At 57.4% G+C, this 16,263-nt stretch carries 12 protein-coding genes; 4 read left to right on the top strand and 8 right to left on the bottom strand.

Annotated features, from left to right (window positions below; translation table 11 throughout):
* The 6 genes from AADJ11_RS05725 to AADJ11_RS05700 form a co-directional block, all read right to left on the bottom strand.
* Positions 1-2,097 carry an FAD-dependent oxidoreductase gene (locus tag AADJ11_RS05725; RefSeq protein ID WP_341233565.1) on the bottom strand — a complete coding sequence of 699 codons (2,097 nt, stop codon included), beginning with the start codon at positions 2,095-2,097 and terminating at the stop codon, positions 1-3.
* Between the two features lie 23 nt (positions 2,098-2,120).
* Positions 2,121-2,897 carry an IclR family transcriptional regulator gene (locus AADJ11_RS05720; protein WP_341233564.1) on the bottom strand — a complete coding sequence of 259 codons (777 nt, stop codon included), beginning with the start codon at positions 2,895-2,897 and terminating at the stop codon, positions 2,121-2,123.
* Positions 2,894-4,234 (bottom strand): TRAP transporter large permease, encoded by a 1,341-nt coding sequence (locus AADJ11_RS05715; protein WP_341233563.1) that lies wholly within the window; start codon positions 4,232-4,234, stop codon positions 2,894-2,896. Before AADJ11_RS05715 ends, AADJ11_RS05720 begins: the two co-directional genes overlap by 4 nt.
* A complete protein-coding gene (locus AADJ11_RS05710) occupies positions 4,234-4,767 on the bottom strand; it encodes a TRAP transporter small permease (RefSeq protein ID WP_341233562.1) in 534 nt (177 codons plus the stop codon). Before AADJ11_RS05710 ends, AADJ11_RS05715 begins: the two co-directional genes overlap by 1 nt.
* A 28-nt stretch (positions 4,768-4,795) precedes the next feature.
* On the bottom strand, positions 4,796-5,851 hold the full coding sequence (locus AADJ11_RS05705) for a C4-dicarboxylate TRAP transporter substrate-binding protein (RefSeq protein WP_341233561.1): 1,056 nt from the start codon (positions 5,849-5,851) through the stop codon (positions 4,796-4,798).
* 173 nt (positions 5,852-6,024) lie between these two features.
* Positions 6,025-6,513, bottom strand: a complete 489-nt coding sequence (locus AADJ11_RS05700; protein WP_341233560.1) for a class I SAM-dependent methyltransferase — start codon at positions 6,511-6,513, stop codon at positions 6,025-6,027.
* 157 nt (positions 6,514-6,670) lie between these two features.
* Between AADJ11_RS05700 and AADJ11_RS05695 the strand changes: the two genes are divergently transcribed.
* The 4 genes from AADJ11_RS05695 to AADJ11_RS05680 are packed head-to-tail and all read left to right on the top strand — an operon-like array spanning position 6,671 to position 12,528.
* Complete coding sequence (locus AADJ11_RS05695) at positions 6,671-8,440, top strand: ABC transporter ATP-binding protein (protein ID WP_341233559.1); 1,770 nt, start codon at positions 6,671-6,673, stop codon at positions 8,438-8,440.
* On the top strand, positions 8,433-10,352 hold the full coding sequence (locus AADJ11_RS05690; RefSeq protein ID WP_341233558.1) for an ABC transporter substrate-binding protein: 1,920 nt from the start codon (positions 8,433-8,435) through the stop codon (positions 10,350-10,352). Before AADJ11_RS05695 ends, AADJ11_RS05690 begins: the two co-directional genes overlap by 8 nt.
* Positions 10,349-11,374: an ABC transporter permease gene (locus AADJ11_RS05685; RefSeq protein ID WP_341233557.1), complete on the top strand. Its 1,026-nt coding sequence runs from the start codon at positions 10,349-10,351 to the stop codon at positions 11,372-11,374. The genes AADJ11_RS05690 and AADJ11_RS05685 overlap by 4 nt, the downstream gene beginning before the upstream one ends.
* Entirely contained in the window at positions 11,374-12,528 is a 1,155-nt protein-coding gene (locus AADJ11_RS05680; protein WP_341233556.1) for an ABC transporter permease, read from the top strand. Before AADJ11_RS05685 ends, AADJ11_RS05680 begins: the two co-directional genes overlap by 1 nt.
* 92 nt (positions 12,529-12,620) lie before the next feature.
* Here AADJ11_RS05680 and AADJ11_RS05675 read toward each other — a convergent pair whose 3' ends face one another.
* Both AADJ11_RS05675 and AADJ11_RS05670 read right to left on the bottom strand, forming a co-directional pair.
* Entirely contained in the window at positions 12,621-13,391 is a 771-nt protein-coding gene (locus tag AADJ11_RS05675; RefSeq protein WP_341233555.1) for an MBL fold metallo-hydrolase, read from the bottom strand.
* Between the two features lie 77 nt (positions 13,392-13,468).
* A complete protein-coding gene (locus AADJ11_RS05670) occupies positions 13,469-15,904 on the bottom strand; it encodes a mechanosensitive ion channel domain-containing protein (protein WP_341233554.1) in 2,436 nt (811 codons plus the stop codon).
* Between the last annotated feature and the right edge of the window lie 359 nt (positions 15,905-16,263).

Genomic DNA, 16,263 nt, shown 5'->3' with positions numbered 1-16,263 from the left:
TTATTTTGCGGCGTCTTTGTTCAAATCATCAAAGCTGCGGCCCTCGGCCACCAGCTGTTTCAGCAGCGGCGCGGGCTGCCAGAACCACGCATCTTCCTTGGCATAGTTTTCGATGTCGGCCAGCACTGCGGGCAAGCCTTGCAGGTCCGCCCATTTCATCGGGCCACCCCAATAGCGCGGGAAGCCATAGCCAAACAGCAGCACCATATCGATATCAAGCGGGCGTTTCGCGATGCCTTCACCCAGCAATCTGGCGGCCTCGTTCACCATCGCGGCCATATAGCGGCGCGTGATCTCGGCGTCTGTGAAATCGCGCGGTGTGATGCCCAGCTCGGCCCGTTCCGCCGCAATCAGTTCAGGTACTTCGGGGTTGGGAACAGAGCCGCGCGTGCCCTTTTCGTAGATATAGAACCCTTTGCCGGTCTTCTGGCCAAAATTACCCGCTTCACAGATTTTGTCAGGGTATGTCGGCACACGTTCAGCCGGGTGACGGGTGGCCGCCTTGCGTTTGCGTGTGGCCCAGCCGATATCAAGACCCGCCAGATCGCCCACGGCGAACGGCCCCATGGCAAAGCCGAAATCAACCAGTGCCTTGTCGATCTGATAGGGCGATGCGCCGTCCAGCACCATATGGTCGGCGGCGGTGCGATAGGTCGCCAGAATGCGGTTGCCGATAAAGCCATCGCAGACACCAGCGCGCACGGATATTTTGTTCAGCGCCTTGCCAAGGGCAAAGCCCGTGGCAACCACATCAGGCGCGGTCTTGTCTGCCACCACGACTTCGAGCAGTTTCATGATATGCGCGGGTGAAAAGAAATGCAGCCCGATCACATCCGCAGGGCGCGACGTGCTGGCGGCAATTTCGTCGATATCCAGATAGGATGTGTTCGACGCCAAAATCGCACCGGGTTTGCACACGGCGTCCAGCTTGCCGAACACTTCTTTCTTAACGTCCATGTTTTCGAACACGGCCTCGATCACCAGATCAACAGACGACAGGCTGTCATAGTTTATCGACACCTCAAGGGCGATGGTGGTCATCGCGTCGTATTTCATCTGGGTGATCTTGCCGCGTTTCAATGCGCCAGACAGGTTGCCTGCGATGCGACCGCGTGCAGCCTCGGCGGCATCAGGCGTCATCTCGATCAACACAACATTGAAACCGGCCAGCAAGGCGGCTGTGGCGATGCCTGCCCCCATGGTGCCACCACCGATGATCCCGATGGATTGCAAGCCGCGTGGCTCAACGCCCTTCAACTCGGGCAGGTTACTGACCGCACGTTCGGAAAAGAACGCGTGGATCATGCCCTGACGTTGATCCGTTTCCATCAGGTCCATGAACATTTTGCGCTCGGCCAGCATGCCCTGATCAAAGGGCAGTTCCGATGCGGCTTGAACAGCGCGTACCGCTTGGGCGGGCGAAATCTGGCCACGGCCCTTTTTCAGCGTCCCGTCATAGGCTGCATCCCAATCAATGGGTTCGGGCGCAGGCATTTCGCTAACCGCGCGGCGCGGGGCCGTGTCGGCGATCAAGCTTTCGGCATAGGCTAGACCAACCTCTTCGGGGTCGCCCTCGGCAACCTTGTCGATGATGCCCAGCTTCAACGCTTCGTCCGCTTTGACCTGACGGCCTGTGGTGATCAGATCCAGCGATGCGTCCACACCAACCAAGCGCGGCAAACGTTGGGTGGCACCGGCACCGGGGATCAGACCCAAATGCACTTCGGGCAGGCCGACGCGGGCAGAGGGCTGCGCAATGCGATAGTGAGCCGACAACGCGATCTCAAGACCGCCGCCCAAGGACACGCCATGCATCGACGCGACCACGATCAGCGGTGATGCTTCGATGCGTTTGCACACGTCGGGCAAATAGGGTTCCAGCGGCGTTTTGCCAAATTCGGTGATATCCGCGCCGGCGATAAAGGCGCGGCCTTCGCCAACGATCAAGACAGCTTTTACGCCGGTGTCAGCCTCGGCTTGGGCCATGCCCGCAACCAGACCTTCGCGCACCGCGTGGGACAAGGCGTTTACCGGTGGGTTCTGAATACGCAGCACGGCAACGTCGCCTTTGCGTGTGTATTTGATCTTATCGCTCATCTGTCAAATTCCTGTCTGTTCTTTTAGTCGCGGCGGCTAAGCGCCGGAGTGCGGCCTGTGCGTTGTTCAAGTGCGCGCACCAGATCGCGCAGCGCGGGGCCGACTTCGTCTCGGATCCGGTCATCGGATAAATCGCTGGGCATTGCCCCGCAGGTAAACGCCACCGGTTCGCCGAATTCCTCGGCGAAATAGGGAACGCTTACGGCATTTATGGTGCTGGCATAACGCGTACCCTTGAGTGCGTATGTGAAACCATGCTCGACCAATTGTGAATATCCCTCCGAGCGGAACTGTCGCATATCCTTTTCAGGCGTCAACTGCGCAAAGCGTTCTTGGCCAAGTGACGCCACGACGGCCATGCCAGAGGACGACCCAAACACCGGAATCCGGTGTCCAGGTTCAAGCCAGATGGTGGATGCATTGCGCGGACGCCACGTGCGCACCAGCAACATTTTAGAATCGTCACGCACCGCAACCAGCGCCAGCGTGCCCGTGTCATCGGCCAGCTTTTGCATCGCGTCAGATGCCAGATCCAGAAAGTTGACCGCGACGGATGCAACAGACCCAAGCGCAATGGCCGATGGCCCCAAACGGAACCTGTCATTGCGCCCGCCGTGGCTAAGATACCCCAATTCGCACAGGGTATAGGTCAGCCGCGACACGGTGGGTTTTGGCAGGCCCGTCCGGTCAGATATCTGCGCGTGTGTCAGCCCACTGTCGCTTGCCCGAAAGGCCCGTAGAATGGCCAACCCACGGGCAAGCGTGTTCGCAAACTTGCGATCTGTCCCTTCCGACGTCATCGCGCGCCCAAGGGGATCAGCAACGAGATCATCGGGAACGACATGATCAGGATCAGCACGATAAAGTCCACACTCAGGAACCGCGTGATCCCGGCAAAGATTTTGTCAATCGGGGCGTCTTTGCCGACGACGTTGGCGATCACGAATACGTTCAGACCAACCGGCGGGGTAATCAACCCGATCTCAAGCAGCTTGATCACCACAACACCGAACCAGATCAGGTTCAGGTCATAGCTTTCGACCAGCGGGATCATCAGCGGCAGGGTCAAAACCATGATACCAATCGGATCAAGGAACATGCCCAGCACCAGATAGATCACCGCAATCGCCAGCATCAGAACCACAACAGACAGCTGGGCGTCAGACACCACATTCACGATCATGGGGGCGACGTTGGTCAGTGCAATGAAAGCGACAAAAATCTTGGCACCCGCTGCAATAAAGAAAATAGCCGATGTCTGAATGCAGGTTTCCTTGACCGCTTCCCACAACCCGCGCAGGTCCAGTTTGCGTTGGGCAAAACCGATCAGGGTGGCCGCGACCACGCAGACAGCTGCCGCTTCGGTAGCAGTAAAGATACCACCGTAGATGCCGCCGATGATCAGGACGAACAGCATGACCGCGGGCCAGCTCTCAATGGCCGCCTGAAGGCGTTCCTTTGAGGAATAGCGCACGTCGGTTGGCGGTGCAATTTCGGGGGAATACCAAACCCAAACCGCGATCACGAGGATGAAGCCCGCCAGCGTCAGCAAGCCCGGCAGAACGCCCGCAAGAAACAGCGACGAGATCGAGGTTTCGGTGAAGATACCGTAGATGATGAACAACACCGATGGCGGGATCAGCGACCCCAATGTGCCGCCTGCGGCCACCGATGCGGTCGCAAGACGCGGGTCATAGCCCATGCGCAGCATCTCGGGTGTGCAAATCCGGCCCATCGTCGACGCGCAAGCAATCGAACTGCCCGTGATCGCCGAAAAACCGCCACAACCCATGACGGACGCCATGGCGACCCCACCGGGCAGACGTGTCAGCCAGACCTTGGCCGCGTGGTAAATCTTGGTCGTGATGTCGGCGCGATAGGCAATATGCCCCAGTGCCACAAACAGCGGGATCATCGACAGATCATAGGAATGGATCAGGTCGAACGAGTTTGAAAACACCATGGATGTGGTGGCGCGAATGGCACGTTCGGGCATGAAGGTGCCGGTGCGAAACGCAAAGATAAAGAAGGTGCCGACAGTCGCGACCGACGCCAAGGAAAAGGCGATAGGCACGCGCATGGCCAGCAAGAAAAGGACCGCGCCGAACGCGATCAGACCAATGGTTGCAGCATCCATTACAGCGTCTCCTGTTCGGCAACGGCATCAATTGTGTGGTTTTGTTCGTCCGATACGATACCGCCCGATAAAAGCGTGCGGGTGTCACGGATGGCCAGTTCGGCCAGACGTAGCCAACAGGCCCCAATGCCAATGATAAACAACAGACGTCCGGGCCATTTCGGCAGGTTCAGGTCGCCGTAGAAAAAGCTGCCTTTTTCCCAAACGCTTAGGAATTCGCGGGTGCCAGCGTAAAGCAATGCGGCCAGGGCAATCAGCCCCATCACCGACCCCATGACAATCAGCCAGGACCGCAACCGTGGCCCAAACTGATCGGAAATAAACGCGACACTGATATGTGCGCGGTTGGCCGTCGCGGCACCAAGGGGCAGAAGGATGGCCGCGACCATCAATTCCCGCACCATGGTGACGCTGTCAGGCACGCTTGAGGAAAAGACAGCACGCGCGACCACATTGGTTGTAATCAAGACCCCCAACAGGATGACCGCAATCGCGCCCAACCCCAGCAGGATTTTCTCTAGTGGTACCAACATGGTCCCGTCCCTCCCTCAAGATATGTGCTTAGTTACCGGACTGTGCCCAAGGATAGCCGTTTGTATCACGCTCTTGCGTGTATTTAGCGATCAATGCGGTGTAGTCTTCCAGCATCTTATCACCCGGAAGGCCTGATGCCGCAGCTGTTTCGACCCAAGCAGCCAGGAACTTTTGACCGCCCTCAACCAGCTTTGCGCGCTCTTCTGCGGGCAGCTCGATGATTTCGACGCCTTGCTCTTTCATAGATGCAATGGCTTTGTCGTTGGCGATGGTGATCATACGGCCAAATTCGTCAGCCATATCTGCGCCTGTTGTGGTCAGAACCTCTTGTTGCTCGGCTGTCAGGGAATCGTACATGTCTTTGTTCATAAAGATGCCGACACCGCCAACTTGGCCCCAGTTCAGCATGGTGTAGTTGTCCATAACTTCTGCCTGCTTCAACGCGGCAACAGCATAGGAATAGCCTTGGCTACAATCGATCAGGCCGGTGTCCAGACCTTGGTACGCGTCATAGATTGACATGTTGACCATGTTCGCGCCTGCTTCGCCGAACACTTTGCCGTATGCGCCAACACCGCGAACTTTCTTGCCTTCGATGTCTGCAACCGAACGGATCGCGTCGCCTTTGCAGCCGATGTTAACCTGGCTGGTGGTCCATGTGCCGATATAGACAAGGTTCTTTTCGGCAAGGTTTTCAGCGACAGCTTCGTTGGTACGCATCAGTTCGTCTGTGGCGCGCATACCAACCCAAGCGTCAGGGTTGTTGACGGGCAGATCGGCGATGCCATAGGCGGCCATCTCTTGCGGGTAATAGACGGCGATCACGGAACCGGTGTCAGCAACGCCATCGGCGATGGATTGCACAGCTGCGTTTGCTTTGAACAACGCGCCGCCCCATTGGATGTCCATGCGCAGATCGCCGGACGAACGCTCGGCCACTTGGTCGGCGAACCACTGCAATGCATTTGCGCGCGCGCCGCGGTTTGGGCCAGCTTCGCCGTGGATCAACACGGTTTCAGCACCCGCAACCGATGCGGCAAAGCCCATGGCGGCGGCAAAAGATAGGTTTTTGATAAAGGACATGAATTTCCCTCCCAAGAAATTTGTTTTACTATGTAAAACTTGGTTTCACTATGTCACGGCGGAACCTAGAACCGGAGATGGGAACGCGCAAGCGGATATTGCGCCCACACGGATTTTACGTGTGGGACGCGAATTTCTGCTATTTTTTCAACTTTTAGACGGTCGGCGCGATATCAGCCGCGCTGATAAAGAAAGCAACGCCCCTCGACCGCACCTGGGGGCAAGGGAATCTCTTGCAGGTGGTCGAAATACATCCGGTCGCTTGACACCATGATACCACCGCGATCCAGAAGCGGTTCGATATACGGCGATATAGCCCGCGCAAAGGCATCGTTTTTCGCCAGATTATGACCACCCAAATCTGCATGAATAAGCCGCGCTGTTGCGCCGAACCGTTTCAACGCCTCAGGAAGTGTTTCATACACATCCCCCAGAAGCACCCGATCTTCTGCCGGGGTGCTGTCGGGGTTCGACGCGATTTCCCGCTCGAAAACATAAATGTCACGCTCTGGCATGATCTCTCGCATGTGGTGGAAAGTGCGTCCGTTCCCCAAGCCCAGCTCGAATACCGGGCCGGGTTGGCCAGCAGTAATTTCAGCGGCGTGATCAAGGCAGGCGCGCTGTGACACCATGCGATCGATAAATAGATCCAGACGACTCATTTTTTAGGCTCTCTTTCTTATTTGCCACTAGGGCATTCACTGCTCGGGTCATTCATAGGTAGTGCCCCAAGGTTAAAGACCAAGGCCCCTAGACGCAGAACAGTTTATCGGCTTCACTCAATCGTGTGACAACATGTTTTAACGCTTTTGGATCCAAATGACTGTCCTGTTGGAAGTGAATGACCTGGCAATCGGGTTCGGCGACGCCCCTTCGGTTGTGGATGGCGTCAACTTTCGCGTGAACGCAGGCGAAACACTGGCCTTGGTCGGTGAAAGCGGGTCTGGCAAGACGCTGACCTGTCGGTCTGTCCTGCGCATTCTCCCCGATGCTGCGCAATTGCGCAGTGGCTCCATCAACTTTTACGGTGAAGGCCGGTCTGCCGATCTGATGTCTTTGCCGGAAAAGACGATGCGCGACATTCGCGGTGACTGTATTTCGATGATTTTCCAAGAACCGATGCGCGCGCTGTCGCCGCTGCACCGCTTGGGCAATCAAGTGGCCGAAGTGCTGTGGCTGCACCGCAACATGGGCCGCGCCGAGGCCAAGCGCCGCGTGCTGGAACAGTTCGAACAGGTCGGGTTTGCGGATCCTGAACGGGCATGGTGCAGCTATCCGTTTGAGATGTCAGGCGGCATGCGCCAACGCGCGATGATCGCCATGGCCATGGTCGCCAAACCCGAATTGCTGATCGCGGACGAGCCGACAACAGCCCTTGATGTCACCACACAGGCGCAGGTTTTGGGCCTGATCCGCAGCTTGCAAAAAGAAACCGGCATGGGGGTGATCCTTGTCACCCATGATTTGGGTGTGGTCGCCAATATGGCGCAGCAGGTCGTCGTCATGAACAAGGGCCGCGTGATGGAAAGCGGCACCGCGACAGACGTGCTGGGCGCACCGGCGCATCCCTATACGGCCAAGCTGTTTGCAGCCGCCCCGATGATCCCGCAGGTCGCGACACCCGCCCGTGCGCCCAAGCATGATGATGTGATCCTTGATCTGCGCGACGTGTCGAAAACCTATACAATGCGGGCTGGGGCCTGGCGCAAACCGATCAGCATTCCAGCCTGTCAGAACGTTGACTTGCAAGTCGAGCGGGGCAAAACCCTAGCCATTGTCGGTGAAAGCGGGTCCGGCAAAACCACCTGCGCACGGATCGCCATGGGTGCCGAGACACCCGATCTGGGTGGCGAGGTGTTGTTCAGGCCGGACAAAAACGCAGATGCCATACCGGTTCACACCATGAACAGCACCGAACGCACGGCGTTTCAGCGCCAAGCGCAGATGGTGTTTCAAGACCCCTATTCATCCCTTAGCCCGCGGATGCGCATCCAACAGGCCTTGACCGAACCGATGGAAATTCACGGCATCGGGTCCGCATCAGACCGCCGCGAAAAAGCGGCCGAGATGTTAAGCTGGGTCGGCCTCGACGCCAGCATGATGCGCCGTTTTCCCCACGCCTTTTCAGGCGGGCAACGTCAACGTTTGTCGATTGCACGGGCTTTGACCTTGGACCCAAAGTTGCTGATCTGTGACGAGCCGACATCGGCGCTGGATGTGTCTGTCCAAGATCAAATCCTTTCGCTGCTCGAAGACATCCGCGAACGTGCCAATCTAAGCTATCTGTTCATCAGCCATGATCTGGCCGTTGTGGCGCGGATCGCGGACGAGGTCGCGGTAATGCGCGCGGGCGTCATCGTTGAACAGGCCGCCCCCGACACGTTGTTCTACAATCCGCAGCATCCCTATACCAAAGCGCTAATTGCCGCCCAGCCAGAGCCTGACATCAGCCGCCCGATCGACCTTGATCTGGTGGCCAAAGGGGCCGGATCGCCGCGCCTGTGGCCCGAGGCTTACCGCTTTGAAGGGATGCAAGCACCTGCGCTGCGCGAATTGGAACCCGGTCACAAAGTCAGATGCCATGCGTAAGCTTGCCCTTGCCCTTTCGCTCCTCACCTCGCCGCTTTGGGCGCAACCAACGTTGCCGCCTCTCCAAGAAAGCTCGTTCTGGGCGCAAGAGGTCGACAGCGGCAATATGCCCCCGATTGAGGCCCGCCTGCCCCGCGAACCGCTGATCGTCGATCTGGCGGCGAAGGGGCGTCGTTTCGGCACCCAAGGCGGCACCTTGCGCACCCTGGTATCGCGGTCCAAGGACATACGGCAAATGGTCGTCTATGGCTATGCCCGGCTGGTCGGCTATCAGCCCGATTATTCGCTGGCCCCCGACATTCTGAAAGCTGTCGATGTCGAAGAGGGTCGCAAATATACGCTGCACCTGCGCGACGGGCATCGCTGGTCGGACGGTGCCCCCTTTACGTCGGATGATTTCAAATACTGGTGGGAAAAGGTCGTTAACAACACCGAAATCACCCCCAGTGGCCCGCCTGATTTCATGTTTGTCGAGGAAAAGCTGGGCCGCGTCACATTCCCTGATCCGCTGACCGTAGTCTTTGAATGGGACGACCCGAACCCCGATTTCCTGCCGCTTCTTGCACAAGCAAGCCCGCCCTTCATCTATCGCCCCGCCCATTATCTCAAACAGTTCCACCTAGACTTTGCCGACCCCGACAGCCTGTTCCAAGAGGTCACAAACGCCCGGGTCAAAAGCTGGGCCGCGCTGCACAACAAGCGCGATAGCATGTACAAATTCGACAACCCGCAACAGCCGACATTGCAGCCTTGGATTAACACCAGCAATAGTGACGGGTCGCGTCAGTTGTTTGTCAAAAACCCGTATTACCATCGTATCGACAGCCGTGGTGTCCAGTTGCCCTATATCGATGTGGTGAATATGGATATTGTCGGCGGCGGCCTGATCGCGGCCAAATCCAATGCGGGCGAAGTTGATCTTCAAGCGCGCGGGTTGGATTTTCCTGACATTTCGATTTTGAAAAAGGGCGAGGTTGACGGCGGCAAATACAAGGTCCTTTTATGGGCCAATGGTGCCGCCAGCCAGATCGCCATTTACCCCAACCTGAATTTTGCTGACCCGGTGTGGCGCGAGGTGATGCGCGACGTCCGGTTCCGCCGCGCGCTCAGCCTTGGTATCGATCGCCGGATGATCAACCGCGCGCTCTATTTTGGTCTCGCCCAAGAGGGCGGGATGACAGCACTGCCGCAAAGCCCGCTGTTTAATGAGGCCGATTTACATGCATGGGCGGCGTTCGACATCGACGCTGCAAACGCATTGTTGGATGACATGGGCCTGACCGAACGCATGCCATCGGGCTTGCGCAAACTACCCGATGGCCGGCCCATGGAATTCGTCGTGGAAACCGCCGGCGAACGTAGCGAGGAAGAAAACGCGCTGGCCATCATCACCGACACATGGCGTGATCTTGGCATCCGTCTGATCATGCGCCCGCTCGACCGCGACATTCTGCGCAACCGTATTTACGCAGGCACCACGATGGCCGCCGTTTGGTTCGGTTGGGATAATGGCATCCCCGGCCCGGCAACATCGCCCAAATATCTGGCCCCCACCAACCAGGAATTTTTTGCCTGGCCCAAATGGGGGCAATATTATCAGACGATGGGCCAATCCGGTGAAGCCCCCGATATGCAGCCCGCGCAAGAGCTGATGGATCTGGCAAACGACTGGACCCGCGCCGAGGACACTCAAGAGCGCGCGAAAATCTGGGAACGCATGCTCGCGATCCATGCCGATCAGCAATATGCCATCGGGGTATTGTCAAAGGCCCCCCAGCCCGTTGTCGTATCAAACCGCCTGATGAACGTGCCGGAGGACGCCGTTTGGGCCTATGACCCCGGTGCGCATTTCGGCATCCACCGCATTGATGAATTCTATTTCAAAGACCCTCTCGTACAGGTGAGCAAATGATTTTTCTCAGATACGCAGTCTGGCGTTTTATCACCATGCTCCTGACCCTCGCGGTCGTGTCGGTTCTGGTCTTTGTCATCATCAACCTGCCACCGGGTGATTATCTATCAAACCAGATAGCCGAATTGCGCGCCACAGGTCAGGCCGAAGGCGTGGCAAAGGCCGAATTCTTGCGCCGCGAATATTCCTTGGATCAACCCATCTGGAAGCAATACCTGATCTGGGCCGGTGCCGCCCCGGGCCCGCAAGGCTACGCAGGGTTGCTGCAAGGCAACTTTGGCTGGTCGTTCGAATTTGACCGCCCCGTCGCGGAAATCGTGGGCGATGCGCTGTGGATGACGGTGTTGGTCAATCTGGCGGCGGTCTTGTTTGTGTATCTCATCGCCCTGCCCTTGGGGGTTTTGGCAGCGGCCAAGTCTGAAACATGGGTCGATTACACCGCCGGGTTTATCGGCTATCTTGGCCTTGCCACGCCCAACTTTCTGCTGGCGCTGATCCTGTTCTACTACGGGCATCGCTATTTCGACCTGCCCATTGGCGGCCTTATGGCGCCGGAGCTTGAGGGCCAACCGATGTCATGGGCCAAGGTGCAATCCATCCTGCTGCATCTGATTGTCCCGACCTTTGTCATCGGGACTGCAGGCGCAGCCGCGATGATGCAGCGGCTGCGCGCCAACATGCTGGACGAGCTGGATAAACCCTATGTCGATACGGCCAAGGCCAAAGGGCTTGGCCCTGCGCGGCTGTTGGCAAAATACCCGCTGCGCATGGCGTTCAATCCGTTCGTGGCCGACATCGGCAACCTGCTGCCCGCGATGATTTCAGGCTCGGTTCTGGTGTCTGTCGTCTTGGGCTTGCAAACCATCGGCCCAGCGCTGCTGATCGCGCTCAAATCCCAGGATCAGTTCCTTGCTGCCTTTATCCTGATGTTCGTGGCCCTGCTCACGCTGATCGGCACGATGATCTCAGACATGTTGCTGGTCCTGCTTGATCCACGCATTCGCTATGGGGCGCGTGGATAATGGCCATTCAACCCGACAACCGCTTTGTTGACACCACACCGTGGACGGATGTGGTTGACCTCTCCGCGCCCGAACGCTCCGATATGGATGCATCGGTCGCGCGGCTGATGTGGCGCAAATTCCGCCGCCACAAACTGGCGTTGGTATCGGGGCTGTTTCTGGCCTTTTGCTATCTGATCCTGCCGATTGCCGGCTTCATCGCACCTTACACGCCGAATGAGCGTAACGCCGAACATCTCTATTCCCCACCACAAAGCATTAACCTGTGGCACGAGGGCGACTTCATCGGCCCCTATGTCTATGAAACAGCCGGCACCGCTGATCTGGTGAACTTTCGCTGGGTCTACGAGACAGACGAAACCAAACCGCGCCCTCTCGAATTCTTCTGCAAAGGCGAAACCTATCATATCTTCGCCCTGATCCCCTCTGACACCCATCTGTTCTGCGCACCTGAAGGGGCGACCGTGTTCCTGTGGGGGTCTGATCGATTGGGCCGCGATGTTTTCAGCCGGATATTATTCGGCGCGCAATTGTCTCTCACCGTTGGTCTGATCGGGATCACGGTTTCCTTCGCACTGGGCATCTTCTTTGGATCGCTCGCGGGCTATTTCGGCGGCAAGACCGACTGGATCGTGAACCGCATGATCGAGGTGCTGCGCTCGCTGCCTGAACTTCCCCTCTGGCTGGCGCTCTCCGCCGCCGTGCCGTCGAACTGGGGCCCGGTTTCGGTCTTCTTCGTCATATCAATTATCTTGGGCATTCTGGATTGGCCCGGCCTCGCCCGTGCCGTCCGCTCCAAATTTCTAAGCCTGCGCGAAGAGGAATATGTAAAAGCCGCCGAAATGATGGGGGCTAAGCCCACACGGGTCATTTGCAGACATCTATTGCCCAACTTCATGTCCCACCTGATTGCCAGCGCGACCCTGTCCATTCCGGCGATGATCCTTGGCGAAACGGCACTCAGCTTCCTTGGTCTTGGCCTGCGCGCACCAGCCGTCAGCTGGGGCGTTATGCTGAACGATGCGCAAAACCTGGCCAGTATCGAAATCTACTGGTGGACCGCCATTCCAATGCTGCCGATCATCGTAGTCGTCCTAGCGTTCAACTTCCTTGGCGACGGCCTGCGTGCCTGCCTGGACCCTTACAAAACCTAAATCAGCTTCTCTGGCTCATAAATATCCCGGGGGGTGCGGGGGGCTGGCCCCCCGCGTCGGTCCGGTTGCCAAAGGCAACCGGAAACCAAAACTCAGTACCAGCCCGCGATCTTCACTTCGGTACCCGCCGCGACCATCTTGGCAAACTCTGCCGGGTCCTGTGTGCCACCGTCACGCCCGCGGAAATGGTAGGGGTACACAAAGGACGGCTTGAACGCTGATACCGCCGCCGCAGCGGCTGCCGCGTCCATGGTGAAGGGCAAGTTCATGCACACGAACGCCAAATCGATATTCTCCAACGCCCGCATCTCTGGCGTGCCTTCGGTATCGCCCGAGATATAGACCCGGAAACCGGGCAGGTTCAGAATATACCCGTTATCGCGCCCCATCGGATGAAACTTCGCGCGCTCTGGCGTTGTGTTATACGCCGGGATCGCCTCGATGCTCAGGTCTTTAAACATCGCGGTTTCGCCATTGGCGACCATACTTGCCTTGGCTTTCAACGCCTCGGGCAACATCTCGTAAACGGCGGGGTTCGTGATGATCTGTGTGTTTTCGCCAACCACAGCGGCCAGCGTATCTGCATTGTAATGGTCACCATGTTCATGGGTGATCAAAACCAGATCGGGGGTCGCGAAATCGGCATAGTTTGCGGCATCGCCCACCGGATCATTATAGATCACGCCAATCGGCGTCTCCATTACAAAGGACGCGTGATCGACGGGGTGCACTGTAATGTCGCCGCCCTGAGCAGGAAAGGTGTTGCCGCCATGGGCGGCGGCCTGCGCGGCATAGGGCAGCATGGTAATCGCACCAACGGTGGCGGCAGAAGTGGTTAGAAATGTACGTCTGGACTGTGTCATTGGAACCTCCTGTTAAACTACAACCTCAGATAGCCCGCGCCACATCCATTTCAATTTCGAACTCGATCACACCGCCGTTAGCGGTCGTCGCCGTTTGTTTCAGGCGCGTCTAGCTGGTCTTCCTCGAGGGATGCTTGCGCGGCAGCGGTGACAGCTTTGCGTTCCTGATCGCTTAGATCATCCACCTTTCCATCGGCCAAACGCACCGTGACCTCGCGGTGGGCAAAGCGTATGCCTTCGCGTTCAAACAGGGATCGAATTTCCTCGTAGACGCGTTTGCGGATCAGCCATTGATCCCCCGGTTTGGTCATAAACTTGACCCGGATGATCATCGCGGAATCCTGCATTTCAATCACGCCTTGTGACTTCAGCGGTTGGATAAAGTTCTCGCCGATCACCGGGTCTTCCAACAGTTCAACGCCCAGCTTTTTGATCAGCTTGCGCACCTTTTCCACATCGGTGTCATAGGTCACCCGCAAGGGCAGTTTCATAATCACCCAGTCGCGGGAATAATTGGTCATGACCTGCAATTCGCCAAACGGAATAGTATGCAGTGGCCCCAGATGGTGGCGCAGTTGAAAGGACCGGACCGAAATTTTTTCAACGGTGCCTTTGACCCCACCAACGTCCAGATATTCCCCCTTGCGGAACGCATCATCGAACAGGAAAAACGCCCCCGCAAAGATGTCACGCACCAGCGCCTGAGACCCGAACCCAACCGCAACGCCGACAATACCGGCACCCGCGAACAAGGGCCCCACGTTGATGCCGAATTCCATCAGCACAATCAGCACGATCGTGACAACGACGACAATCAGGATGAAGTTCCGAAACAAGGGCAGCAACGTCGCAAGGCGGCTGGCCGAGGATGCACCGCTCCCCTCGTCGCCCAGTTCTGCGGCGGGTTGATCGCCGGCTTCGGCTTCGATCTTGGTATCAATCCAGATCCGGAACGCATGGTAGATGATATAGCCGATAAAGATGATGACCATGACATCCAGCAGCCGGTCCGCGAGGCTTTCGACAATCTGCGCGCTTTCATTGTCCCAGATAAAAAAGAACGCATAGGCCCCGGCGACAAAGGCCAGAATGGCCGCGACCCGTCTGGCAAGCGCCTCAAAGGTGTTCAGCGTCCGGCGCGGGGGCATCATCGCGCGGGACTCTTCTTCGGCCTCGAACAGACGTTCAGCCTCTGGCATAGTCGAGGTGCCATCAACGGTGTCCGCACCATCCTCCATCGCGTCACGCGCCGCCGCTTGTTCGCTGCGTATCTCGTTCAGCCGCCGCATGTGGCGCGCCCGCGCAAAACCACGCTCAATGGCAAAGTTGATGGCCCCGTAGACCACAATGATCGACACCAAAATCCCGTAGGCACCCGCGATCAGAGGAATGGAACTGGGGTTGGCCAGCACCAGATCATAGGTCAACTCTACCCATGCGAACAGGACATAGACGATAACAGCCGGTGCCCAAATCTTCGACAGGATCCGCGCGACAACGCTGACCTCTTCCACCGGTCTGCCGTGGCGCAGCGCGTTTGAAATCGCCCGCCTGTTCACCAGCACCATCAGGATATTGGCCAACACGATCGTCGCAGACAGCAGCGATGATATGAATGCATAGACGTCATAGTTCAGGCCCAACTCCCCAATCCAGACGCCGAATAGGATGGCGCATGTATCAAGACTGGCCAAAATCCACAGCCAGCGGTGCAGACGTCTTGCATCTTTATCGCTGAACACCGGGATGCGATATTGCGACAGGAAGGGGGATAGGATCATCCGCCACAGCACTGCAAAGAAACGGCATACAAAATAGCCGATATTAATCAGCGTGACGGTGAACTGCATCGCCGTGTCTTCAAGGCTACCGAAAATGATCGCGCCCAACATATAGGCCACGGCCATTGACACCAGGATGCCCATGACGCCCATGAAAAATCGGAACACCAAGAATGGCATTTTCTCGCCATAGCCGACGGGTTTTTCCAAAACACGCGAGGTGACAAATTGCCGTGCAAAATATCTGGCAAAAATCTGTAGTTCGACAATCGCGCCGATGGCAAACAGGATCAAGGAATACAGCAGCGCCTTGCCAAAGGCCCAGAGCGTCCCGTCAGGGCTGGCGGCGCGCAGGATATATAGAACTTCGTTAATCGCATCGGGCAATTGAATGATGCGTTGGATCAGGGCCTTGCGAAAGCCGTTCGTGCGCTCTTGGAGCGCCATGAGCGCGGAATGCTGCGGCTCTGCCCCCGGATCATTGGCCCCCGCCAGATCAGTCGGCGCGGCTGCGGCATCCGTCTGGTTCAGCAAGTTGCCCTTACTGTCGATGACCACCACGCCCACACCGTTTTCCGCGGCCTGCTTCATAATCTCTTGAACGCGGGCGTCTTCGTCGCTGGTGTCGGACTTAGCTGTGGGGAACAGGGTTTGCAGCCCTTGTGCGTCGCCCTGACCTGCAAAAGGGATCAAAAACAGTAACAGCAAAAACACTGAAATAATGTGCCGCATACCGCCTCGCTGTCGCCAAAATACCTCAAAAGACGCTAAGCCAGTGCCGCACCCATTGCAATCGCGCCATATGGAACTAACTGCCGGTCCTAGTCGCAAGCGGGTCGTTCGCGTGCCCAGACCTATTGAATCGTGCCAAATCGGCAAAGTGATGTTAACCATTTACCACGCGTAGCCGTCGCAAAACCTGACGAAGGACCCTCATATGATCAGCCTTGCATTACGCGGCGGAACCGTACAGATGCCTGCGCGGTTTGCATCTGTGCATAAGCTGAATATCAGACCGCGCAGTTTTGCCCGTATCGGCAAAGTTATTTTTGACATTTAGGGGTTCTTTGGCGACACAGGAAGTAACCTGT

Origin of the sequence: uncultured Sulfitobacter sp. (assembly GCF_964021855.1) — a bacterium.
Lineage (GTDB): Bacteria > Pseudomonadota > Alphaproteobacteria > Rhodobacterales > Rhodobacteraceae > Sulfitobacter.
The sequence above is the reverse complement of the archived record's forward strand: the minus strand, read 5'-3'. Positions and strand labels throughout refer to the sequence as shown.